General features: G+C 71.2%; 25 protein-coding genes. 13 read left to right on the top strand and 12 right to left on the bottom strand.

Features of this window, described 5'->3' with window-relative positions; all coding sequences use genetic code 11:
* Positions 1-283: 283 nt before the first annotated feature.
* The 7 genes from rarD to AB0I22_RS24215 all read right to left on the bottom strand — a co-directional run bounded on the left by rarD (position 284) and on the right by AB0I22_RS24215 (position 4,984).
* Positions 284-1,309, bottom strand: coding sequence for an EamA family transporter RarD (gene rarD, locus AB0I22_RS24185; RefSeq protein ID WP_363132961.1), 1,026 nt, complete (start codon positions 1,307-1,309; stop codon positions 284-286).
* Between the two features lie 337 nt (positions 1,310-1,646).
* Positions 1,647-2,768 (bottom strand): methyltransferase domain-containing protein, encoded by a 1,122-nt coding sequence (locus AB0I22_RS24190; protein WP_363132962.1) that lies wholly within the window; start codon positions 2,766-2,768, stop codon positions 1,647-1,649.
* Complete coding sequence (locus AB0I22_RS24195) at positions 2,765-2,947, bottom strand: hypothetical protein (protein WP_363132963.1); 183 nt, start codon at positions 2,945-2,947, stop codon at positions 2,765-2,767. Before AB0I22_RS24195 ends, AB0I22_RS24190 begins: the two co-directional genes overlap by 4 nt.
* A gap of 277 nt (positions 2,948-3,224) precedes the next feature.
* Entirely contained in the window at positions 3,225-3,770 is a 546-nt protein-coding gene (locus AB0I22_RS24200; protein ID WP_363132964.1) for a DUF6624 domain-containing protein, read from the bottom strand.
* An 18-nt stretch (positions 3,771-3,788) separates the two neighbouring features.
* On the bottom strand, positions 3,789-4,142 hold the full coding sequence (locus AB0I22_RS24205) for a hypothetical protein (RefSeq protein ID WP_363132965.1): 354 nt from the start codon (positions 4,140-4,142) through the stop codon (positions 3,789-3,791).
* A gap of 256 nt (positions 4,143-4,398) precedes the next feature.
* Positions 4,399-4,578: a hypothetical protein gene (locus AB0I22_RS24210; protein ID WP_363132966.1), complete on the bottom strand. Its 180-nt coding sequence runs from the start codon at positions 4,576-4,578 to the stop codon at positions 4,399-4,401.
* 85 nt (positions 4,579-4,663) lie between these two features.
* A complete protein-coding gene (locus AB0I22_RS24215; RefSeq protein WP_363132967.1) occupies positions 4,664-4,984 on the bottom strand; it encodes an ATP-binding protein in 321 nt (106 codons plus the stop codon).
* Positions 4,985-5,207: 223 nt separating this feature from the next.
* Between AB0I22_RS24215 and AB0I22_RS24220 the strand changes: the two genes are divergently transcribed.
* The 5 genes from AB0I22_RS24220 to AB0I22_RS24240 all read left to right on the top strand — a co-directional run bounded on the left by AB0I22_RS24220 (position 5,208) and on the right by AB0I22_RS24240 (position 7,187).
* Positions 5,208-6,068: a helix-turn-helix transcriptional regulator gene (locus AB0I22_RS24220; protein WP_363132968.1), complete on the top strand. Its 861-nt coding sequence runs from the start codon at positions 5,208-5,210 to the stop codon at positions 6,066-6,068.
* A 3-nt stretch (positions 6,069-6,071) separates the two neighbouring features.
* The gene (locus tag AB0I22_RS24225; RefSeq protein WP_363132969.1) at positions 6,072-6,293 is read left to right on the top strand and encodes a DUF397 domain-containing protein; all 222 of its coding nucleotides are present in this window, start codon (positions 6,072-6,074) and stop codon (positions 6,291-6,293) included.
* An 81-nt stretch (positions 6,294-6,374) separates the two neighbouring features.
* Entirely contained in the window at positions 6,375-6,716 is a 342-nt protein-coding gene (locus AB0I22_RS24230; protein ID WP_363132970.1) for a Scr1 family TA system antitoxin-like transcriptional regulator, read from the top strand.
* A gap of 1 nt (position 6,717) precedes the next feature.
* Positions 6,718-6,945, top strand: coding sequence for a DUF397 domain-containing protein (locus AB0I22_RS24235; RefSeq protein WP_363132971.1), 228 nt, complete (start codon positions 6,718-6,720; stop codon positions 6,943-6,945).
* The gene (locus AB0I22_RS24240) at positions 6,945-7,187 is read left to right on the top strand and encodes a DUF397 domain-containing protein (protein ID WP_363132972.1); all 243 of its coding nucleotides are present in this window, start codon (positions 6,945-6,947) and stop codon (positions 7,185-7,187) included. The genes AB0I22_RS24235 and AB0I22_RS24240 overlap by 1 nt, the downstream gene beginning before the upstream one ends.
* Positions 7,188-7,272: 85 nt before the next feature.
* Here AB0I22_RS24240 and AB0I22_RS24245 read toward each other — a convergent pair whose 3' ends face one another.
* The 5 genes from AB0I22_RS24245 to AB0I22_RS24265 form a co-directional block, all read right to left on the bottom strand.
* Complete coding sequence (locus AB0I22_RS24245; protein ID WP_363132973.1) at positions 7,273-8,352, bottom strand: 2-oxoacid:ferredoxin oxidoreductase subunit beta; 1,080 nt, start codon at positions 8,350-8,352, stop codon at positions 7,273-7,275.
* Positions 8,345-10,303 (bottom strand): 2-oxoacid:acceptor oxidoreductase subunit alpha, encoded by a 1,959-nt coding sequence (locus AB0I22_RS24250; protein WP_363132974.1) that lies wholly within the window; start codon positions 10,301-10,303, stop codon positions 8,345-8,347. The genes AB0I22_RS24245 and AB0I22_RS24250 overlap by 8 nt, the downstream gene beginning before the upstream one ends.
* Positions 10,304-10,580: 277 nt before the next feature.
* Positions 10,581-11,252, bottom strand: a complete 672-nt coding sequence (locus tag AB0I22_RS24255) for a response regulator transcription factor (RefSeq protein WP_363132975.1) — start codon at positions 11,250-11,252, stop codon at positions 10,581-10,583.
* Between the two features lie 262 nt (positions 11,253-11,514).
* Positions 11,515-12,924 carry a sensor domain-containing protein gene (locus tag AB0I22_RS24260; RefSeq protein ID WP_363132976.1) on the bottom strand — a complete coding sequence of 470 codons (1,410 nt, stop codon included), beginning with the start codon at positions 12,922-12,924 and terminating at the stop codon, positions 11,515-11,517.
* A 329-nt stretch (positions 12,925-13,253) separates the two neighbouring features.
* Positions 13,254-14,459: a sensor domain-containing protein gene (locus AB0I22_RS24265; protein ID WP_363132977.1), complete on the bottom strand. Its 1,206-nt coding sequence runs from the start codon at positions 14,457-14,459 to the stop codon at positions 13,254-13,256.
* A gap of 181 nt (positions 14,460-14,640) precedes the next feature.
* Here AB0I22_RS24265 and AB0I22_RS24270 point away from each other — a divergent pair, with 181 nt between their 5' ends.
* The 8 genes from AB0I22_RS24270 to AB0I22_RS24305 all read left to right on the top strand — a co-directional run bounded on the left by AB0I22_RS24270 (position 14,641) and on the right by AB0I22_RS24305 (position 22,085).
* Entirely contained in the window at positions 14,641-15,057 is a 417-nt protein-coding gene (locus AB0I22_RS24270; protein ID WP_363132978.1) for an NADH-quinone oxidoreductase subunit A, read from the top strand.
* On the top strand, positions 15,048-15,836 hold the full coding sequence (gene nuoB / locus AB0I22_RS24275) for an NADH-quinone oxidoreductase subunit NuoB (RefSeq protein ID WP_363132979.1): 789 nt from the start codon (positions 15,048-15,050) through the stop codon (positions 15,834-15,836). The genes AB0I22_RS24270 and nuoB overlap by 10 nt, the downstream gene beginning before the upstream one ends.
* A 95-nt stretch (positions 15,837-15,931) precedes the next feature.
* Positions 15,932-17,227 carry an NADH-quinone oxidoreductase subunit C gene (locus tag AB0I22_RS24280; protein ID WP_363133017.1) on the top strand — a complete coding sequence of 432 codons (1,296 nt, stop codon included), beginning with the start codon at positions 15,932-15,934 and terminating at the stop codon, positions 17,225-17,227.
* The gene (locus tag AB0I22_RS24285) at positions 17,224-18,189 is read left to right on the top strand and encodes a complex I subunit 1 family protein (protein ID WP_363132980.1); all 966 of its coding nucleotides are present in this window, start codon (positions 17,224-17,226) and stop codon (positions 18,187-18,189) included. The genes AB0I22_RS24280 and AB0I22_RS24285 overlap by 4 nt, the downstream gene beginning before the upstream one ends.
* 26 nt (positions 18,190-18,215) lie before the next feature.
* Positions 18,216-18,929 (top strand): NADH-quinone oxidoreductase subunit I, encoded by a 714-nt coding sequence (locus AB0I22_RS24290; protein ID WP_363133018.1) that lies wholly within the window; start codon positions 18,216-18,218, stop codon positions 18,927-18,929.
* A complete protein-coding gene (locus AB0I22_RS24295; protein ID WP_363132981.1) occupies positions 18,926-19,642 on the top strand; it encodes an NADH-quinone oxidoreductase subunit J in 717 nt (238 codons plus the stop codon). Before AB0I22_RS24290 ends, AB0I22_RS24295 begins: the two co-directional genes overlap by 4 nt.
* Positions 19,642-20,004 (top strand): NADH-quinone oxidoreductase subunit NuoK, encoded by a 363-nt coding sequence (gene nuoK, locus AB0I22_RS24300; RefSeq protein WP_363132982.1) that lies wholly within the window; start codon positions 19,642-19,644, stop codon positions 20,002-20,004. The genes AB0I22_RS24295 and nuoK overlap by 1 nt, the downstream gene beginning before the upstream one ends.
* Complete coding sequence (locus AB0I22_RS24305; RefSeq protein WP_363132983.1) at positions 20,001-22,085, top strand: NADH-quinone oxidoreductase subunit L; 2,085 nt, start codon at positions 20,001-20,003, stop codon at positions 22,083-22,085. The genes nuoK and AB0I22_RS24305 overlap by 4 nt, the downstream gene beginning before the upstream one ends.
* The last annotated feature ends 10 nt before the right edge of the window (positions 22,086-22,095 follow it).

Raw genomic sequence — 22,095 nt, forward strand, 5'->3', positions numbered from 1 at the left:
GCATGATGCTGGGGGTGCCCCATGCCACCGTCAAGGGCGGGATTCGGACAGTGATTCCCGGATATCGGGCCCTTCGCCGGGCCCTTCGCCGGGCCCTTCGCCGGGCCCTTCGCCGGGCCCTTCGCCGGGCCCTTCGCCGGGCCCTTCGCCGGGCCCTTCGCCGGGCCCCTCATCGGGCCCGCCGGAGCTGCTGGCGCGTACGGCCGCGGCCCTCTAGGAATCACTCGCGCGTACGGCCGCGGGATGCCTAGGAGTCGCTCGCGCGCACTGCCGCGGGATGCCCCTAGGAGTCGCTCGCGCGCACTGCCGCGGGCCCCTCGGCAGGTGCGACCGCAGGCCTGCCGCCGGCCCCCTCGCCGGACCCTTCGGCGGGGTCGTGCGCCGCCGCCGCGAACCCGGCCCGCGCCGCCGTCAGCTCCGCCCGCCCCCTGCGGGCCGTACGCAGCGCGTCCCAGCTCAGCAGCGCCAGCGCCAGCCACACCAGCGCGAACCCGGCCCACCGCTCGGGCGGCATCGACTCGTGGAAGACGAACAGCCCGAGCAGGAACTGGAGGGTCGGCGCCAGGTACTGGAGCATCCCCAGCGTGGAGAGCGGCAGCCGTACCGCCGACGCCCCGAAGCAGATCAGCGGCAGCGCGGTCGCGACGCCGCACCCCGCCAGGAGCAGCGCGTGCCCGGCCCCGCCGGACGTGAAGGTGGACTCGCCGCGCGCCCCCAGGAAGACCAGGAAGCCGAGGGCGGGCAGGAACTGGATGGCGGACTCGGCGGCCAGCGACTCCAGCCCGTCCATCCCGATCTGCTTCTTGACCAGGCTGTACGTGCCGAAGGTGAGCGCCAGCGTGAGCGCGATCCAGGGCAGCTTGCCGTAGCCGACGGTCAGCACCACGACGGCGAGCACACCGACGCCGACGGCCGCCCACTGCGCGCGCCGCAGCCGCTCGCGCAGCACGAGCACGCCGAAGGCTATGGAGACCAGCGGGTTGATGAAGTAGCCCAGGGCCGCCTCGACGACATGGCCGCTGTTGACGCTCCAGATGTACATCCCCCAGTTCACGGAGATGACGGCCGCCGCGACCGTGACGAGCGCGAGCTTCTTGGGCTGGCGCAGCAGCGGGCGCAGCCAGGACCAGCGGCGCAGCGCGATCAGGGCGAGCCCGACGGCGACCATCGACCAGGCCATGCGGTGGGCGAGGATCTCGATCGCGCCGGAGGACTGGAGCAGATGCCAGTAGAGCGGCAGCAGCCCCCACATGCCGTAGGCGGCGAGGCCGTAGACGAGGCCGGTGCTGGTGTCGGAACGCGACGTCAAGAGGTCCTCCCCGGGGACGTGGTGACCCGTTGACGGTAACGCGGTGGAGATCGCCTGTCAGGTGCGTTCCGTATGACGGTCGTTACCTTCGGTGGACGGCCGAGCCTTTGGCTCCGGCCCCCCGCTCCCGCACGCAGCCGTTTCACCGCCCGTTCCACGTCGAAGGGCGGGATCGTCACCGCGATGTCCCGCAAGTGCTCCACGGGCTTGGCCGGCTGGTCGCCCGTGCCGCGGTGCAGCAGCCGGCCCGGCAGCGGGGAGCATGTGCGCTGGGGGACCGGGGCGGCGGACATGCGAACGCCCGCTGCGCTCGGGGGCGTGTGGCAGGCGGTGCTGGTCAGGTGCTCAGGGGCCAGCTCGGGCCGTCGGGGGTGTCGAGCCAGACCCGCTGTGCTGTGCCGCTGACGCTGACGCCGTAGCGGTCGGGAGCGGGCTCGTCGTTGCCGCGGAAGACGGCGTATGTCTCTTCGAGGTGCGTCCAAAGGCGCCGGGGGCCGGCCTCGGTCACGGTGCCGTCCGCGTCGAGACCGGCGATGGAGCCGTCGGGGGACCATACGCGCGCGCCGTTGGGGGCGCGGCGGTCGTCGAGGTCGTACTGCCAGACGAGGCCGGGCTCGACGACGCCGACGAGGAACCGGAAGGCGTTGTCGAAGAGCATCGCGGTGGGCAGCGTGGAGGGGCGCCCGGGTGCGTCGGAGAGTTGGGCGAGGTCGCCTTTGGGAGGGCCGGTCTCTTCACCGTGGCGCAGCGGCATGAACGCGGCGGTGCCGATGAACCGGCCCTCCGCGGTGCGGGAGCCGGTGCGACGGATGCGGGCGAGTCCGAGACCGAGCGGGGCCAGGATGAGCCCGCCGTCGGCGAGCTGGTCGAGCCACGCCGGGGGTACGGACTCGATGCCGCACGTTGCCAGGACGCACCCGTACGGGGCCGCGGCGGCGTGGCCGTGCGCACCGTCGCCGGTGATGACGCGCGGCCGGTATCCGGCCTTGGCGAGGCGCTCGCGGGCGGGCTCGGTCAGCTCGTCCGTCAGGTCGACGGTCGTCACGTGCTGCCCGCCGAGACGGTGCGCGAGCAGGGCCGAGTTGTAGCCGGTGCCCGTGCCGATTTCGAGCACGGTGGTGTCGTTGTCGGTGATGTCGAGGGCTTCGAGCATTTCCGCCATGAGCGAGGGGACAGTGCTGGACGAGGTCGGGGCGCCGTCGGTGCGTTGCGTGATGAGGGTGCGGTCGGCGTAGACGCCGGCGAGCCATTCCTCGCGGGTGTCGGGGGCGTCTCCGCTGATGCGGCGCCCGCTGCTGTCGTAGTAGGCGGGTACGAAGACGTGGCGGGGGACGTGCTCGAACGCGTCGCGCCAGGCCAGGGTGACGAGGTCGCCTGAGTCGCTGAGGGCTTGGGCGAGTTCGAAGCGCAGCGCGGCGGCCCGCTCGTCCAGTCCGGGGTCGGGAGCGGGGTGGCTCATGCGGTGGTGCCCTTCTCGAAGAGGTCGGCGAGCGCGTGTGTGATGGGTTCGCGGGTGCGGTTGATCCATGCCCACTGGCCGTTGGCGTTCACGTCGACGAGGTGGTGGGCGCCCTTGCTGTCGACGATCAGGTCGAGGGCGGCGAAGACGAGGCCGAGACGGTCCAGCAGGGTGCGCATGCCGTCGGCGACGGCGACGGGCAGCTCGGCGGGGCCGTAGCCGAGGCTGTCCCCGGCGCGGCGCCAGTCGAGGCGGGCGGGCCCTTCGGGTGCGTGGACGGCGACGGCCGGCGCGGGGTCGTGGTCGATACCAGCCGTGGCCAGGGCGGCGGCGGTGCCTGCGGTGTGGCGGAGCGGTTGCCCTCACCAGATGTCAAGGCAGGCGATGGAGTCGCACATGGTGCAGTCGTGTCCTATTGACTCGGTCGCCAGTGACGTTCTGTCCGGGCGGCCGGTGCTACGGCTCCATCGGGGCGCTTTGCTGTCGAGCCCGGAACACGGCCTCGTACTCGGCGTGCGGTCCGAGCCCGACCTCGGCTCGGCGGGCGTCGAGGTGGTCCGGGTCGGCGACGTCCCACAGGCGAATGCCGTGACCGTCGCCGGTGTCGAGGTACTGGGTGCCGAACAGTTGCGGTTCTCGCTGGTGCATGAGGCACCGGTCGGTGAGGTACGCGAGGTGCCATGCGGGTGCCTCACCGCGGGCGACGGCGTCGCGGAGCATGTTCAAGGCTCGTAGCTGAAAGTCGGGTTCGGCGTGCTGAGCGATGAGCCATGCCGCGGTCGTGGCCTGCTCGCCCACGAGGGAGAGGCCGGGCCATCCGTACTCGTCGAGGATACGGGCGAGAGCAGCGGTGTTGTCGGTGTCGACGGTGCGCATCAGGTCGCCGTCGGGGGCGACGCTCGGACTGTTCTCGCGTACGCCGCGGGCGTGTTGGTCGGTGGCCATGCGGCGCAGCAACTCGTCGGCGACGGCTGGACGTTGCGGCGGTGTGGGGTCGGGCATGGCTCTGTCCCTCTCTGCCTACCTGGCGGGCGGTCGGCGGGCGGCCGATGAAGAGTGCAGCCACTGACGGGCCGCGGTGGCGCGGTCGTGCTGTTCCTCGGGTACGACGATGCGCCGCTCTCTTCGGGGAACGCCGACCGCGGGCTGCCGGCGGACGACAGCGTTTGCCGGCACGTATACGCGGGTGACCTCGATGTGGACCGAGCGGCCGACTACGTAGGCGTTGCCGTCCTCGAACTCAAGCCGCTTACGCCTGCCGGCGAGCTCCCGCACATCGGCGACGGCGTGCGGGATGCCGCCTACGGCGATCACGTCACGCGGCCGGACACTGTCGGCGGCAATGGTCACGGTCTGCACGAGTGGATCAGGCATAAGGATTCCTTCGCGGTGGAGGTGAGGCACGTACCCCTGCCGCAGGCGGTCGGGCCGCATAGGCGGAGCTCGACCGGGGTCATCGCGGCAGGGGGCGGGAGTGGGGGCGTGCCGCCGTGGGCGGGCGCGGTGAGGCGGCGGATCATCACCATCACTTGCCGGGTGCGAACCGGTACGGGTGGGTGAGCTGCTTGAGATGGGTGATGTGCTCCATCGGGGCGCATGGTGTACTCGCGAAACCGCTCGGCGGGGTGCCTCACTTGGTGGCCTCCCCGCGAAGCGAGGCGAAGTGGTCGTCGATCCGCTGCTTCAACTCGGCGATCTGTGCGTTGAGTTGTTCCACGGATGATGGGTCGCTCGGGGCGGGGCGAGTGGCCCCTTCGGTGGGAGTCGGCACGGGCGTTGGCCCGGTGTCCGAGGTTTCGGGCATCTTCATGAGCTCACCGCCGGGGCCGATAGCTTGAGTTCACACCAGACGCTCTTGCCGATCACCTGGGGAATCACGCCCCAGCATCCGTTCGTCAGTACGTCGATGATGACGAGCCCTCGCCCGTTGTCCTCGTCGCTCGTGCCGGGGATGCGGGGGCTGGCACTCCGTCGCCGGTGTCGCGCACCTCGACGCGGAGTCGTACGGCGTCGAGGTGGTAGGACACGGAGACCTCGCGGCCGTTGGCTGTTGTGGCATGAATGATCGCGTTCGTAACCAATTCGTCTACGACGAGCACGAGGTCGTCGACGAGATCAGCCAAGCCCCATTCATTGGCGAGCTGCCGGGCACGAGTACGGGATGCCTTGACGCTTGCGCGGTGGCGGGAGTAGCGCGCCTGCTCGGTGCGTTCCATGGGTCTACGCATCCCCCTCTGACCGCTTGCGGCCGGTATGTGGCGCTCTAGCGAGATCAACTTAACGTGATGAAGCCGCTACGAAGCATCATCGTGTTGGCTGTCATGCACCTTGGGATACCTAAAGTGTCAAGTCCTCATTTTGAGTAGGTTCAAAGGCTGTTGCCGCCACTCTCGTGAGGGCGCAAACTGGCGTGCAAGGCAGCAGGGGAGGCCGTCCGGCGTGCCACTCAACCCAAACCCGACGATCCGTCAGAGGCGGCTCGCGCAGCGTCTGCGTGAGCTGCGGCAGGCTGCCAAGATGACGCACGCCGACGTGGCCAAAGCTCTTGGTTCGGCGGAGTCCAAAGTCGGGCGCATCGAGAACGCGCAGTCGGGTGTTCGGTTGCCCGATCTCCGTGCGCTCCTTGACGCATACGGCGTTGACGATCCTTCGGAGCGGGCGGCGATAGAGGCGCTGGCGAAGGAGGCGCGTCAGCGTGGTTGGTGGTCGCGCTACCGGAACGCCATCGGGGCGACTTATGCGGCCTATGTCGCTGTTGAGTGGGACGCTGCGGAGATCTATGCCGTGGAGTCGAACCTCGTTCCGGGGCTGCTCCAGACGCCGGCGTACGCCGAGGCCGTGATGCGGCTCCAGACGCCGGACCTGTCCGACGAGACGATCGCGGCGCAAGTCGAAGTCCGTCAGGAGCGCCGCAAGGTGCTCGCGCGCGCAACACCCGTCCGCCTGTGGGTGGTCATGGCTGAGGCGGCTCTCCTTCATCACATCGGCGAATCCCATGTCATGAAGGAACAGGTCGAGTTCCTGATTCGGGCCAGCCACGAGACGAACATTGAGCTTCAGATCCTTCCGCAAAGTGACCCGATGAATGCCTGCTTGTTCGGCTCGTTCGTCATCATGAGTTTCCCGGGGGCGACGGAGACTGACGTGGTCTACAACGACTTGCCGACCAGTACTGTCTATTACGAAGAGACGGACGAGGTCGAGAAATATACCCAGGTGTTCCGACGTCTCAACATGGCGGCGAGCAGCGTAGAACAGTCCCGGGCATTGTTGGAGAACGTCCTGAGAGAAATGGTGTAGACAGTGAAGCCCCAGTACATCGAGTGCGCGTCTGTTGCTGGTCTTGAGTGGGTGAAGTCGTCGTATTCCGGCACGAATAACAACTGTGTCGAGATCGCGAAACTTCCCGCCGGTGGCCGGGCTGTCCGTGACTCGAAGAACCCGACGGGCCCGGCATTGACGTTTTCAACCAGCGAGTGGGCGGCTTTCGTTAAGGGTGTGGACGCTGGAGTGTTCAACGGCTGATAGCCGCCTTGGACAACGTGGTTGAGTCCCTGTATCCGGTGCCGCCGGGTGCGGGGACCGTCTTTGTTTCCTTCGGCCAAGATGAGGGAAGGGCCCCCGCTCGTCGGCATTGAGCTGGTGAGCGGGGGTGTGGCGTTTCATCGGGCGACCTGCCAGGCAGACAGGGCGCAGTCGCCGACGTCGACGAGGACGGCGGCGCTCGGCGGGGAGAACGGGGCGAGCACGGGAGCTTTTACGCTCTTCAGCGATGGGCAAGAGAGGGACGCAGACGTAGCCTTCATGGAGTCGGCGGAAGCGACCACCTTCCGGGATGATGCGCTCGGGCTACGCCGCCTGAACCGCCTGTTCAGCAACCTGGCTGGGGCCGCACTGTCGGAGCAGGACACGGTGAAGCTGATCGAACGTATCGAGAAGGAACGGTGAGATGAACGAGCCGGCCGACCTGTACGCGGTCGACCTCGCGCGCGCTGCGTGGCGTAAGAGTTCCTACACGGCGAACAACGGCAATTGCGTCGAGGTCGCCCGCATCCCCACGATGCCCGGTGTCGCTGTACGCGACTCCAAGAACGTGGACATTCCAGCGGCGCGCGTCTCCCGCGCGGCGTGGTCTTCCTTCGTGGCTGCTGTCCATGACGACACGCTGACAGGCTGATGACAGGCGAGCGAGCCAAAGCCGAGCTGTACGCGTTGGATCTGTCCGGCGTGACGTGGCTCAGCGCACCGGACAGTGACGCGCGCGATCGCATCGAGATCGCCGAACTCCCCGGTGGAGCTGTCGCTATGCGAAACCCGGCGGACCCGGCCGGAACAGTGCTGCGGTATACCGCAGCCGAGTGGGAAGCCTTCACCCTGGGCGTGCGCGACGGCGAGTTCGATCTGTCGCCGGAACATTGACAACCGGAACAGGACGCGGAAAAGCGCCCCCTGCACGGCCCTTGCTCAGGCCGTACAGGGGGCGCTGTTGTCCAGTGGACGACCGTCAGCCGACGACCGTCCAGGTGTCGTTGCCGGCGAGGAGGGTGGCCAGGTCGCCCTTGCCGTTCTGTACGACGGCGGCTTCCAGCTGGTCGGACATCTGGGTGTCGTAGACCGGCCGGTCGACGCTGCGCAGCACGCCGATGGGGGTGTGGTGCAGGGTGTCGGGGTCGGCGAGGCGGGAGAGGGCGAACGCGGTGGTCGGGGACGCGGCGTGGGCGTCGTGCACCAGGATCTGGGACTCGTTCTCCGGCGTGACCTCGACGACCTTCAGGTCGCCGGTGGCGGGGTCCCGGACGACGCCCTTGGCGCTGTCGGCGCCGAAGCGGATCGGCTGCCCGTGCTCCAGCCGGATCACCGCCTCCTCGGCCTGCTGCTTGTCCTTGAGGACCTCGAAGGCGCCGTCGTTGAAGATGTTGCAGTTCTGGTAGATCTCCACCAGCGCGGTGCCGGGGTGGGCGGCGGCCTCGCGCAGTACCGAGGTGAGGTGCTTGCGGTCCGAGTCGACCGTACGGGCCACGAAGGACGCTTCGGCGCCGATCGCCAGCGAGACGGGGTTGAAGGGCGCGTCGAGGGAGCCCATCGGCGTCGACTTGGTGATCTTGCCGACCTCGGAGGTCGGGCTGTACTGGCCCTTGGTGAGCCCGTAGATCCGGTTGTTGAAGAGCAGGATCTTGAGGTTCACATTGCGCCGCAGCGCGTGGATGAGGTGGTTGCCGCCGATGGACAGGGCGTCTCCGTCACCGGTGACGACCCAGACGGAGAGGTCGCGGCGGGAGGAGGCGAGGCCGGTGGCGATGGCCGGGGCGCGGCCGTGGATGGAGTGCATCCCGTAGGTGTTCATGTAGTACGGGAAGCGGGAGGAGCAACCGATGCCCGAGACGAAGACGATGTTCTCCTTCGCCAGGCCGAGTTCGGGCATGAAGCCCTGCACGGCGGCGAGGATGGCGTAGTCGCCGCAGCCGGGGCACCAGCGCACTTCCTGGTCGGACTTGAAGTCCTTCATGGACTGCTTGGCCTCGGCCTTGGGCACCAGGGAGAGCGCTTCCGTCGTCGCCGAGCCCTCCGACAGCGTCTCAGTCATTGATGGCCTCCTTGAACACATCGGCGAGCTGCTCGGCCTTGAAGGGCATCCCGCTGACCTGGGTGTAGGAACGGGTTTCGATCAGGAACCTGGCCCGCAGCAGGGTGGCGAGCTGGCCGAGGTTCATCTCCGGCACGACGACCTTGTCGTAGCGCTTCAGCACCTCGCCGAGGTTGGCAGGGAAGGGGTTCAGGTGGCGCAGATGGGCCTGGGCGACGGCACGGCCCTCGCCGCGCACCCGCCGGACCGCCGCGGTGATCGGCCCGTAGGTCGAGCCCCAGCCGAGCACCAGGGTGTCGGCTTCGCCGGTGGGGTCGTCCACGGCGAGGTCGTCGACCACGACGCCGTCGATCTTGGCCTGCCGGATGCGGACCATGAAGTCGTGGTTGGCGGGGTCGTAGGAGATGTTGCCGGTGCCGTCCTGCTTCTCGATGCCGCCGATGCGGTGTTCGAGGCCGGGCGTGCCGGGCACGGCCCAGGGCCGGGCGAGGGTCTCGGGGTCGCGCTTGTACGGCCAGAAGACCTCGGTGCCGTCCGCCAGCTCGTGGTTGGGGCCGTGCGCGAACCGGACCCGCAGGTCCGGCAGTTCGCCGACGTCCGGCACCCGCCACGGCTCGGAGCCGTTGGCCAGGTAGCCGTCGGAGAGCAGGAAGACCGGGGTGCGGTAGGCGAGCGCGATACGGGCCGCGTCGATCGCCGCGTCGAAGCAGTCCGCCGGGGTCTTCGGGGCCACGATCGGCACCGGGGCCTCGCCGTTGCGCCCGTACATCGCCTGGAGCAGGTCGGCCTGCTCGGTCTTGGTGGGCAGCCCGGTGGACGGGCCGCCGCGCTGGATGTCGACGACCAGCAGCGGCAGTTCGAGGGAGACGGCCAGCCCGATGGTCTCGGACTTGAGCGCCACGCCCGGGCCGGAGGTGGTGGTGACGGCCAGCGAGCCGCCGAAGGCCGCGCCGAGCGCCGCGCCGATGCCCGCGATCTCGTCCTCGGCCTGGAAGGTGCGCACGCCGAAGTTCTTGTGCCGGGACAGCTCGTGCAGGATGTCCGAGGCCGGGGTGATCGGGTACGAGCCGAGGTAGAGCGGCAGGTCCGCCTGGCGGGACGCGGCGATCAGCCCGTAGGCGAGCGCCAGGTTGCCGGAGATGTTGCGGTAGGTGCCGGCCGGGAAGGCGGCGGTGGCGGGGGCCACCTCGTAGGAGACGGCGAAGTCCTCGGTGGTCTCGCCGAAGTTCCAGCCCGCCCGGTACGCGGCGACGTTGGCCTCCGCGATCTGCGGCTTCTTCGCGAACTTCTTGCGCAGGAAGGACTCGGTGCCCTCGGTCGGCCGGTGGTACATCCACGACAGCAGGCCGAGCGCGAACATGTTCTTCGAGCGCTCCGCCTCCTTGCGGGAGAGCCCGAACTCCTTGAGCGCCTCGATCGTCAGCGTCGTCAGCGGCACCGGGTGGACGTTGTACGCCTCCAGCGAGCCGTCCTCCAGCGGGCTGGTGTCGTAGCCGACCTTCGCCATCGGGCGCTTGGTGAACTCGTCGGTGTTGACGATGATCTCGGAGCCGCGCGGCACGTCCGCGAGGTTCGCCTTCAGCGCGGCCGGGTTCATGGCCACCAGCACGTTGGGCGCGTCGCCCGGCGTGAGGATGTCGTGGTCCGCGAAGTGCAGCTGGAAGCTGGAGACGCCGGGCAGGGTGCCGGCGGGCGCCCGGATCTCGGCCGGGAAGTTCGGCAGCGTGGACAGGTCGTTGCCGAACGACGCGGTCTCGGAGGTGAACCGGTCACCCGTGAGCTGCATGCCGTCACCCGAGTCCCCCGCGAACCGGATGATCACTCGGTCGAGCCGGCGCACCTCTTTGCCGCCCGCCCCGCCGGGTTTGCGTTGCCCGTTGAGGTACTGCGACTCGCTCTGCTGTTCGGCTGGTTCGGCCTGCTCGGCCGGGCTACTGACCTGGCTGGTCACTGCTACGGACCTCCCTAGAGGCGGCGGCTGCACGCGGTGATGTCGACCGGTGTTCCCACAGCCATCGTACGGGCGTAAGGGTGACCTTCCCTGGACGGATCACCTGCTGATTGCAGACGCGAGATACCGTTCTGTCATGGTTTGCCATGCTCTGCTCGCCCCCCAGGCCCTTCTCTAGAGACGCTCCCCACTCCGTCTTTGGTTCTACGACCTTGGTCCTCGACCCGGACACCACCGGCCCGCCGCCCGGTGCGGCCGCCGGTCGGCTGTCGGGACGTCAGTTCTTGAGATAGGTCAGCACCGCCAGCACCCGGCGGTGATCCCCGTCACTCGGCGACAGTCCCAGCTTCAGGAAGATGTTGGAGACGTGCTTCTCGACCGCTCCGTCGCTCACCACCAACTGCCGGGCTATGGCCGAGTTCGTACGTCCTTCGGCCATCAGACCCAGCACCTCGCGCTCCCGCGGCGTGAGCCCGGCCAGCACATCCTGCTTCCGGCTGCGGCCCAGCAACTGCGCGACGACCTCCGGGTCCAGCGCGGTGCCGCCCTCCGCGACCCGCACCACCGCGTCCACGAACTCACGCACTTCGGCTACCCGGTCCTTGAGGAGGTAGCCGACGCCGCGGCTGGATCCGGCCAGCAACTCCGTCGCGTACTGCTCCTCGACATACTGCGACAGCACCAGTACGCCCAAGCCCGGATGGTCCCGGCGCAGCCGCACCGCGGCCCGTACGCCCTCGTCGGTGTGGGTGGGCGGCATCCGGACGTCGGCGACCACCACATCCGGCAGCTCGCCGTCGGCCGCGAACTCCGCGATGGCCTTGAGCAGCGCCTCCGCGTCGCCCACCCCGGCCACCACGTCATGCCCGCGGTCGGTCAGCAACCGGGTCAGGCCCTCCCGCAGCAACACCGAGTCCTCGGCGATGACCACCCGCACCCTGTCCTCCACGATGTACGTCCCCCCATGCTTGGCATGACCCCCTAAGCATCTCAGGATTCCGCCTCGGAACGGGACGCTCCGAGGCGGAATCCAAGGAAGTGGGGCGGGAGGGGCGATGGGTTCCGGCTCTCCGCCGGGAGGCGTACGTGCCTCTCAGCGGGAGTGTCGGCTCCGGGCCAGCCGCGCCGGACCGGCCGTTGCTCAGCCGTGCCGGACCGGCCGTTGCTCACAGCCGCGCCGGGGTCCGGGTCAGCCGCGCCAGGGCCCGGGGTCAGCCGCGCCAGGGCAGCTCGGCCGTGATGACCGTCGGGCCGCCTTCCGGCGAGTCCACCACCAGCAGGCCGTCCACCGAGCCGAGCCGTTCGGCGAGCCCCGCCAGGCCGCTGCCCTTCTCCGTGGAGGCGCCGCCCCGGCCGTCGTCCCGCACCTGGAGCATCAGCCGGCTCTCCGACCGCCACACATCGACGGTCGCGGTGCGGGCCCCGCTGTGCTTGCTGATGTTCTGGAGCAGCTCGGAGACGGTGAAGTACGCGCTGCCCTCGATGGCCGCCGCGGGCCGCGAGTCCAGGTCCGCGTCGACGGTCACCGGCACCGTGCACCGCGCGGCCAGCGCGGAGAGGGCCGGGCCGAGGCCGCGGTCGGTGAGGATCGCGGGGTGGATGCCGCGGGCGAGGTCGCGCAGCTCCTGGAGCGCGATCTTCACCTCGCCGTGGGCGTCGTCGACCATGCGGGCGGCGGCCTCCGGGTCCTCCTCCAGCTTCTCCTTGGCGAGGCCGAGGTCCATGGCGAGGGCGACGAGCCGGGCCTGGGCGCCGTCGTGCAGATCGCGTTCGATGCGGCGCAGGTCCGCGGCGGCGGTGTCCACGACCACGACGCGGTCCGACTCCAGTTCCGTCACGCGGGACGCCATCCGCGACGGGCCCAGCAGCCCCAGCACCAGCAGCCGGTCCACCTGCGCCAGGCCGCGGATCACCCACGGGGTGCCGAGGACGACGACGAGCCCGATGGCGCTGGTGACGGCGAGCTCGAAGGGGTTGTCGAGGTAGAAGGAGGTGCCGCCGCTCTCCCCGTACAGCTGGATGCCCGGCTGGCCCCAGTAGTGCGGGTACATCCACTGGTACGTCGGGTAGAGGAAGATCGTCCAGCCGAGGGACCACAGGACCAGCGACGCGACGGACGAGGCTATCGCCCAGGGCAGGTGCAGCAGCGCGTAGAGCAGATGGCGCCAGGAGACGCCGCTCTTGAACAGCGCGCCGGTCCAGGCCATCGGCCCGCTGCGGCCGTTCGCCGGCCGCAGCGGCTCCGGGGAGTCCACGTCCAGGCGCAGCAGGACCCGGGCGCGGGTCCGCTCGACGGCGCCCAGCGCCCGGCACCCGGCGAGCCCGGCGGCGAGCACCGGGACGCCGATGAAGGTGATCAGCAGGCTCGCGCCCGCGCTCAGCATCACGATCGCGTAGGTGAAGCCGACGAGGGCTATCGGCAGGCTCAGCAGGAGGTAGAGGAACTCGCGCCAGGTGCGGCCCTCCAGCGGCGCGCGCAGCACGGCGGGCACCCGGTGGGTGCGGGCCGGGGGCCCGTAGCCGCCGCCGCGGCCGTCGTCGCCGTACCGGTCGTAGTCGCGATACCCGCCGCGGCCGCCGCGACCGCCCTGACCGACGTACTCGCCGTGATCGATGGCCATCTGTCTGTCCGATCTCCAAGGTCTTCGCGACTGGGGGACTGCTCTGGGTCTGCTGGGGGACTGCTCGGACTGCTGTGGGACTGCTGAGAGGGGCCGCGCTGGTGGCGACCGCCGCTGGGAGGGAGCCGGCGGGTGTCCCCTACCGGTCGTCTTCCTGGGCTCTACGCTCCCCGATCGCCGCGCCCGGGGCCATGGAGCGTGTCGGCGTCCACGTGGTGGGGTTGGCCCTACCACCGGGGCGGAAGCCTTCCGCCCGTACCTCTTCCGCCCGTACGCCTTCCGTCCGTGCTCAGGAGGTGGGGCTCAGGGGGACGGGCTCGCGCCCCCATTCAACCGGCCGCGCGCTCCCGCCACGGCAGCTCGGCCGTGACGACCGTGGGGCCGCCCACCGGGGAGTCCACCACGAAGAGCCCGTCCACCGAGCCGAGCCGTTCTGCGAGCCCCGCCAGGCCGCTGCCCTTGCCGGTGGAGGCGCCGCCCCGGCCGTCGTCCCGCACCTGGAGCATCAGCCGGTTCCGCACCCGCCACAGCTCGACGCCCGCGGCGCGGGCGCCGCTGTGCTTGCTGATGTTCTGGAGCAGTTCGGAGACGGTGAAGTAGGCGATGCCCTCGATGGCCGCCGCGGGGCGCACCGCGAGATCCACCGATACGTCCACGGGCACCGTGCACCGCCCCGCGACCGACACCAGCGCCGGGCCGAGGCCGCGGTCGGTGAGGATCGCCGGATGGATGCCGCGGGCGAGGTCGCGCAGCTCCTGAAGAGCCGTCTTCACCTCGCCGTGGGCCTCGTCGACCATGCGGGCGGCGGCGGCCGGGTCCTCCAGCAGCTTCTCCTTGGCGAGGCCGAGGTCCATGGCCAGGGCGACGAGCCGGGCCTGGGCGCCGTCGTGCAGGTCGCGTTCGATGCGGCGCAGGTCGGCGGCGGCGGTGTCGAAGACGACCCCGCGGTCCGACTCCAGCTCCTCGATCCGCTGCTCCAGTTCGCCGGAGGGGGAGAGCAGCCCCCGCACCATCGCCCGGTCCGCGTTGCTCAGCCCGCGCGCCACGAAGCCCAGCACCGGCCAGCCGATGATCAGGGTGAGCAGGGTGACGACGAACGTGAAGATGCCCCATGGCAATCGTATGAACAAATACAGCGTGGACCGCCAGCCCACCGGGTCCTTCAGCGCCGTCCACAGCCAGGGGAAGAACCCCCGGCCCCGGCGGTGCCGCCGCAGCGGGCTCGGCTCCTCGATCGCCAGCCCCAGCAGCGCCCGCGCCCGGGACCGCTCGGTCCGGCCCAGCCCGCGGGAGCCCGACAGCCCCAGCGCGAGCAGCGGCAGCCCGATCACGGTGACGGACAGCGCCACGCCCGCGTAGAGCCACATGGACACGTAGACGAAACCGACGAGGGCCATGGGCAGGTTGACGAGCAGATGCGCGACTTCGCGCCACGTCTGCCGGTTGAAGGCGAAGAACGCGGGGGGCAGCCGGTCCTCCTCGAAGGCGCTGTCGTCGAGGGCGCCGTCGTCACGCGCTCTGCTGCTGGCGGTCATACCGCCAAGATTGCCGGGCCGCCCGGCCCCGCGCCATGGGGTTCGTCGGCGACCGGAAGTAGGGATAACCCCACCTTCGCGGTGACGGGGCGGCTCACCGGATACGGGTCAGGGCCTAGAATCCCGTGCGTACAGATCGTCGAATGCGGATGCGCAGCAGCAAAGGGAGCGAGGGGCGGACGTGCCGGAGACGACCGTACGCACCACCGACGCCGGGGTCCGGCTCGCGGCCGGCTACTTCCACAGCTACTCGGTCGTCGGTCTGCTGGCCGTGGTCGGCGTGGTCTTCGTCGCGGTGGCGTTCGCGTCCGGGCGGCTGCTGCGGCCGGTCGTGCCGACGCGCGAGAAGATGCTGACGTACGAGTGCGGCGTGGACCCGGTCGGCGAGGGCTGGGCGCACACCCAGGTCCGCTACTACGTCTACGCGTTTCTGTATGTGATCTTCGCCGTCGACTCGATCTTCCTGTTCCCGTGGGCGACGGTCTTCGCCGCGCCCGGATACGGCGGCACCACGCTCGTGGAGATGTTCATCTTCCTCGGCTTCCTCGCCGTCGGCCTGTTGTACGCATGGAAGAAGGGCGTCCTCGAATGGACGTGACACCCGCACCGGTGGACCTCCCCGAGCCGCGCCGGCTCGGGACGCTGGCCCGCCTCGCCCCCGAGCCCATGAAGGTGGTCCTCAACTGGGGCCGCCGCTACAGCCTGTGGGTCTTCAACTTCGGGCTCGCCTGCTGCGCGATCGAGTTCATCGCCGCCTCCATGGCGCGCCACGACTTCATCCGGCTGGGCGTGATCCCCTTCGCGCCCGGGCCCCGGCAGGCCGACCTCATGATCGTCTCGGGCACGGTCACGGACAAGATGGCCCCGGCCGTCAAGCGCCTGTACGAGCAGATGCCCGAGCCCAAGTACGTCATCTCCTTCGGCGCCTGCTCCAACTGCGGCGGCCCGTACTGGGACTCGTACTCCGTCACCAAGGGCGTCGACCAGATCATCCCGGTCGACGTGTACGTACCGGGGTGCCCGCCCCGGCCGGAGGCGCTGCTCCAGGGCATCCTCAAGCTCCAGGAGAAGATCGCCCGCGAGTCGCTGAGCGAGCGCTACGCCGCGGTCGCCCCCTCCGGGGCCGCTCTCCGCAGCGGCCTCGTCGCTCCGCCGGCTCCGTCGGGGTCCGCCGCGGCTTCCGCGGGCCCGGAGGCCGCCTCGCCGGGTTCCGCCGGCCCGGATGCCGGCCCGTCGGCCGCTGCCGTGCCGGATGCCGCCTCGCCGGATACTGCCTCGTCGGATACGGCCTCGCCGGATTCCGCCGCGCCGGCCGACAACCCGCCGGGCCCCGCCGGTCCGGAAGCCACTTCACCGACCGGGGAAGACGAGAGATGACAGCCCCCGAGCCCGAACCCGCGCCCGAACCCGATCCCGAGCCCGAGCCCGCGAACACCTCCGACGGCGGCCCGGAGCCGGACACGGAACCGGCGGTGCCGCCGGTCGGCTGGCTGCCGGGGCCGGCGGAGGAGCTGTTCGGCGCGGGCGCCGCCGCCGAGGAGGCGTACGGGCTGCTGACCGTCGACGTGCCGCCGGCCGCCTGGCTCGCGGCGCTCGAAACGGCGCGGACCGCTCTCGGCTGTACGTACTTCGACTGGCTCAGCGCGGTCGACGAACCGGGTACGGGCTTCCGGATCTGCGCGCATGTGGTGGCGCTGGGGGCGGAGCCCGGGGCGGCGTCCGGCGGGTCGTCGCTGCGGCGGCTGCTCGTACGGACCACCGTGCCGCATGAGGCGCCCGTGCTGCCCACCGCCGTCGGCGTGTACGCCGGAGCGGAGTGGCACGAGCGCGAGACGCACGAGATGTTCGGCGTGGACTTCACCGACCACCCCCACCTCGTCCCCCTGCTGCTGCCCGACGGCTTCGAAGGGCATCCGCTGCGCAAGGACTTCGTGCTCGCGGCGCGGGTCGCGAAGGCGTGGCCCGGGGCCAAGGAGCCGGGGGAGTCGGAGCACGGCGGGCCGAAGCGGCGGCAGATGCTGCCGCCGGGCGTGCCCGATCCCAACGAGTGGGGCCCCCTCAAGGGCCAGCTGCCGCCCGCTCCCGCCCGCCCGGCCCGTGGCGCCCGCGCGGCCGGGGCGCGGGGCGGCGCCGCCGGGACGGGGGCCGCTGGTGCCGGTGCTGGTACTGGTGCCGGTGCCGTCGGTGAGCGTCCGGCCCGGCGTACGCGCAGCGCGAGCGCGGGTTCGGCGAGCCAGCAGGGTTCGGCGAGCCAGCAGGATTCGGCGAGCCAGCAGGATTCGGCGAGCCAGCAGGCGACGCCGGCGGCGACGGAGGCCCCTGCGGGCCCGCCCGCCGAGCGGCCCGTGCGGCCCGTACGGCGTTCGCGGTCCGTTTCGGAGGGGTCGGCCAGCCAGCAGGCGGAGCGGTCGGCGACGCCCGTAGCGCCTGACGCGCCCGTACCGGCGGATGGACCCGTACCGGCGGATGTGCCCGTACGGCCCGACGCGCCCGTACCGCCTGAGGCTCCCGCGCGGTCCGACGCGCCGGAGGATTCCTCCGGAGGCGCTTCCTCCGGAAGTTCCTCCGACGCGCCGTGGCACAACGCCCGCCCCGCCTTCGAGGAGTCCGCGCGCGAGAAACGCGACGGCGGGAAACCCGACGACCCGCAGGACCCGAACGACCCGCAGAGCCCGAACGAACCGCAGGACCCGAACGAACCGCAGAGCCCGAACGACCCGCCGGCGGAGCCGGACCCGGACCCGGACGCAGGAGGTGAGAAACCGTGAACGGCACCCTCGACGTGGTCGTACGCCTGCTCGCCGTCTTCGTGGCCTTCCTCGTCCTCCCGCTCGTCGTCGGCCAGACCGAGCACAAGGTGATGGCGCACATGCAGGGCCGCCTCGGCCCGATGTACGCGGGCGGTTTCCACGGCTGGGCCCAGCTGGTCGCGGACGGCGTGAAGTTCGCGCAGAAGGAGGACGTCGTCCCGGCGGGCGCGGACCGGCGGATCTTCCAGCTCGCCCCGGCCGTGGCCCTGCTCCCGTACCTGCTGGTGCTCGTCGCGATCCCGATCGGCCCGGGGAACCAGGTCGGCCAGTCCATCGACGCGGGCATCTTCTTCGTGCTGGCCGTGATGGGCGTCGGCGTCCTCGGCTCGATGATGGCGGGCTGGGCGTCCGCCAATAAGTTCTCCCTGCTCGGCGGCTTGCGCACCGCCGCGCAGCTGCTGGCGTACGAGCTCCCGATGGTCCTCGCCGCCGCCTCCGTGGCGATGGCGGCGGGCACGGTCTCGCTGGTCGGCGTCCTCGACGCCTTCCACTGGTGGTGGGTGCCGTGGCAGATCGTCGGCGGGCTCGTCTTCTTCACGGCGGGGCTGGCGGAGCTCCAGCGACCGCCGTTCGACATGCCGGTGGCCGACTCCGAGATCATCTTCGGCGCGTACACCGAGTACACGGGGCTGCGCTTCGCGCTCTTCCTGCTCTCCGAGTACGCGGGCATCGTCGTGCTCTGCGGTCTGACCACCGTGCTCTTCCTGGGCGGCTGGCACGGCCCGTTCGGCGCCGACGGCCTCGGCTGGCTGTGGACCCTGCTCAAGACGGCCGTCCTCGCCTTCGTCGTCATCTGGCTGCGTGTCAGCTATCCGCGGCTGCGCGAGGACCAGTTGCAGAAGCTCGCCTGGACCGTGCTCATCCCGCTCGCCCTCGCGCAGATCGCGCTCACCGGCGTCGTCAAGGTGGTGATCCAGTAATGGCCGAGCCGCAGCAGCAGCCGCCCATGAGGACGGAGGCCGCCGGGCAGCCCGCCCGGTCGCGCATCCCGGGCAGCGGCCTCGCCAAGGGCCTCGCCGTGACCCTCCGCACGATGACCCGTCGTACGGTCACCGCGCAGTACCCGGACGCGCAGCCCGAGCTGCCGCCCCGCACCCGCGGTGTGATCGGGCTGTTCGAGGAGAACTGCACGGTCTGCATGCTGTGCGCGCGCGAATGCCCGGACTGGTGCATCTACATCGACTCCCACAAGGAGACGGTGCCGCCCGCCGCCCCCGGCGGGCGCGAGCGCAGCCGCAACGTCCTGGACCGCTTCGCCATCGACTTCTCGCTCTGCATGTACTGCGGCATCTGCATCGAGGTGTGCCCGTTCGACGCGCTCTTCTGGTCCCCGGAGTTCGAGTACGCGGAGACCGACATCCATGAGCTGACCCACGAGCGCGACAAGCTCCGCGAGTGGATGTGGACGGTGCCCGCGCCGCCCGCGCTGGACCCCGCGGCCGAGGAGCCGAAGGAGGTCGCGGCGGCCCGCAAGGCGGCCGAGAAGCTCGCGGCCCAGGCGGCCAAGGCCGAGGCGGAAGCCGCAGCCGCAGCCGCAGCCGCAGCCGAGGCCGAGGCCGCTCAGGCGGCACAGGCGGAATCCGGAGCCGAAGCCGGAGCTGAAGCCGCGCGGCAACAGCCTCCCGTCGACGAGGACCCGACCCGGAAGGGGGACGCGTGACGCTCGCCGCCGCCGGACACGGCTTCCTGTCCCCGACCGGCGTCGAGATCGCCTTCCTCCTGGTCGGCATCGCGACGCTCGGCGCGGCCCTCGTCGCCGTGACCACCAAGCAGCTGGTGCACGCCGCGCTGTGGCTGGTCGTGGCGCTCGGCGGGCTCGCCGTGGAGTACCTGCTGCTGACCGCCGAGTTCATCGCCTGGGTACAGGTCCTGATCTACGTCGGCTCCGTCGTGGTCCTGCTCCTCTTCGGGCTGATGCTCACCAAGGCGCCCATCGGGCGCTCCCCGGACGCGGACTCCGGCAACCGGTGGGCCGCGCTCGCCGTGGCCGTCGCCTCCGCCGCCGCCCTCGTCTGGGTTGTCGTGGACGCCTTCCGTACGACCTGGATCGATCTCGACGGCGTCGTGCAGGGCTCGACCAAGGTCTCCGGGGAGTTCCTCTTCCGGCACTGGGTGCTGCCGTTCGAAGCGCTCTCGGTGCTGCTGCTCGCCGCCCTCGTCGGCGCGATCGTCCTCTCCCGGCACAGGGAGCGGGCGAACGGCGAAAGCCCCGGCGGCACCGGCAGCTCCGGCGGTCCCGGGGGGCCTGGCAGTCCCGGCGGCCCCGGCAGCCCTGCCGTCCGCAAGGGCCCCGCCGCTCCCGTCAGCCCCGCTTCCCCTGCCAGCCCCGCCGCCCCCACCAGCCCCGACAGCCGACAGAACGGGGCACGCTGATGCATCTCGCCTATCCCGCCGTGCTCGCCGTGCTCCTCTTCTGCGTCGGCCTCTACGGCGTGCTCGCCCGGCGCAACGCGATCCTGGTGCTGATCTCCGTCGAGCTGATGCTCAACGCGGTCAACCTCAACCTCGTCGCCTTCGACGTGTGGCTCCGCGACGAGCTGCACGCCGGCCAGGCGCTGACCCTCTTCACCATCGCCGTGGCCGCCGCCGAGATCGGCATCGGCCTCGCCATCGTCCTGCTCGTGTACCGCAACGGCGGCACCGCCGGCGTCGACAAGATGCGCGACCTCAACGAGCGGGCGGACGGCCCCGAACAACCGGCAGACCGCGAGGAGAAGGCCGAGGCCGCCGCGTGACGATCACGACCACCGCCGTCCTCGTCCCCCTGCTGCCCTTCCTCGGCGCCCTGGCGGGGCTGCTGCTCGGGCGCCGCGCCCCCGGCTTCGTACGGCCGCTGGCCGTGCTGCCGACCGTGGCCGCCGCCGTGCTCGCCGCCGTCGCGGCCTGGCGGCAGGGCGGCGGGGACGCCGTCGACGCGGCGACCCGGCTCACCCCCACCGGCTCCGTCCCCATCGACCTCGCCCTGCACCTCGACGGCTTCGCGGCGCTCGTCGCGGTCCTCGTCACCGTCGTCGCGTCCTGCGTGCAGCTCTACTCCACGGGGTATCTGCGCGACGATCCCCGCTACCCCTCCTACGCCGCCCTCGTCTCCCTCTTCACCTCCGCGATGCTGCTGGTCGTCTACTCCGGCGACCTGATGGTGCTGCTGGTCGGCTGGGAGATCATGGGCATCTGCTCGTACTTCCTGGTCGGCCACTACTGGGAGACCGAGGCCGCCCGCGCCGCGTCCCTCAAGGCGTTCCTGGTCACCAAGGCCGGCGACGTCCCCTTCCTGATCGGCATCTTCGCGCTGGCCGCCGACGCCGGTACGTTCCGGATCAGCGGCATCGTCACCGCCGCCACGTCCGGCGGCCTCGACCACCCCACGCTCGTCGCGCTGCTCCTGATCGCCGGGGTCGCGGGCAAGTCGGCGCAGTTCCCGCTGCACACCTGGCTGCCCGACGCGATGGCCGGTCCCACGCCCGTATCGGCGCTGATCCACGCCGCCACGATGGTCGCGGCGGGCGTCTACTTCGTCGCCCGGCTGCTGCCCGTCTTCGCCGCCTCCGCCGCCGCGATGGTCGTACTCGCCGCGATGGCCGCGATCACCATGGTCGGCTCGGGGCTCGCCGCGCTCGCCCAGGACGACATCAAACGCGTGCTCGCCTACTCGACGGTCGGCCAGCTCGGCTATATGACCGGCGCCCTCGCCGTCGGCGACCGCGGCGCGGCCGTCTTCCACCTCCTGTCCCACGGCGCGTTCAAGGCCCTCCTCTTCCTCGGCGCCGGCGTGATCATCCATGTCGCCGGGACCAACTCGCTGGCCGCGATGGCCCGGATGAAGGGCCTGTGGGGGCGGGCCCCCGACGCTTTCTGGACCATGACCGTGGCCCTCCTCGCGCTTGCCGCCATCCCGCCGTTCAGCGGCTTCTTCTCCAAGGAGGCCGTGCTCGGAGCGGCCGAACACGCCGCCACCGGGCACGCCGCCGGCGTCCCGGCCGCGGCGGGCTGGACCGTACTGGTCGCCGGACTGCTCACCGCCCTCCTCACCGCCGGCTACGCCACCCGGCTGTGGCTGCTCGCCGGCTCGCCCGCACTGCTGTGCGGCGGCCGCAAGGGCCCCGCGCTCTCCGCCGCCGACCAGGTGGAGCCGGGGCCGGCGTCGGCGGATGCCGCCGCCGCTGCCGCCACCGCGCCCGGAGGCCACCCCGCCCGGACCCCCGTCGTCATGAACGCCGTCCTGTGGGTGCTGTTCGTCCCCACCCTGGCGCTCGGCCTTGCCGTCGCGGCCCTCCCCGACTGGTTCGACGGGCACTCCCTCAAGCCGACCCTGTCCACCTCCATCATCGGCACCGGCTTCGCCCTCGTCGGCGTCCTCGTCACCTACGCCGCCTGGCGCCACACCTCCACGCTGACCGCCCGCGTCCCCCTGGGCGCCGTCGCCGCCGACCCGGGCGCCGACCCCGCGGTCTCCGAGGAGGAGGCCATCGCGACGCACACGAGCGCGTACGGGTCCATCGCGAGCGCGCCCGACCCCGCCGACCCCGGCCGCCTCCTGCTCGGCCCCCTGCACCGCCACGCGGCCGCCGGGTTCCACCTCGACGCCCTGTACGGCGCGGTGTTCGTCCGGCCCGTGCGCGGCGCCGCGCGGCTCGTACGCTTCCTCGACCGCGAGGTCGTCGACGCCTACGTCAGCGGCGCGTCCGGCGTGCCCCGGCTGCTCGGCGCGGCCGTGCGCCGCGCCCAGACCGGCAACGTGCAGACCTACCTCAGCGCCCTGCTCGCCGGCTCCGTCATCCTGGCCGTCGCCGCCGTACTCGCAGCCACCGGAGGCTGACCGTGAGCCA

This window comes from Streptomyces sp. NPDC050610 (assembly GCF_040654875.1).
GTDB lineage: Bacteria > Actinomycetota > Actinomycetes > Streptomycetales > Streptomycetaceae > Streptomyces.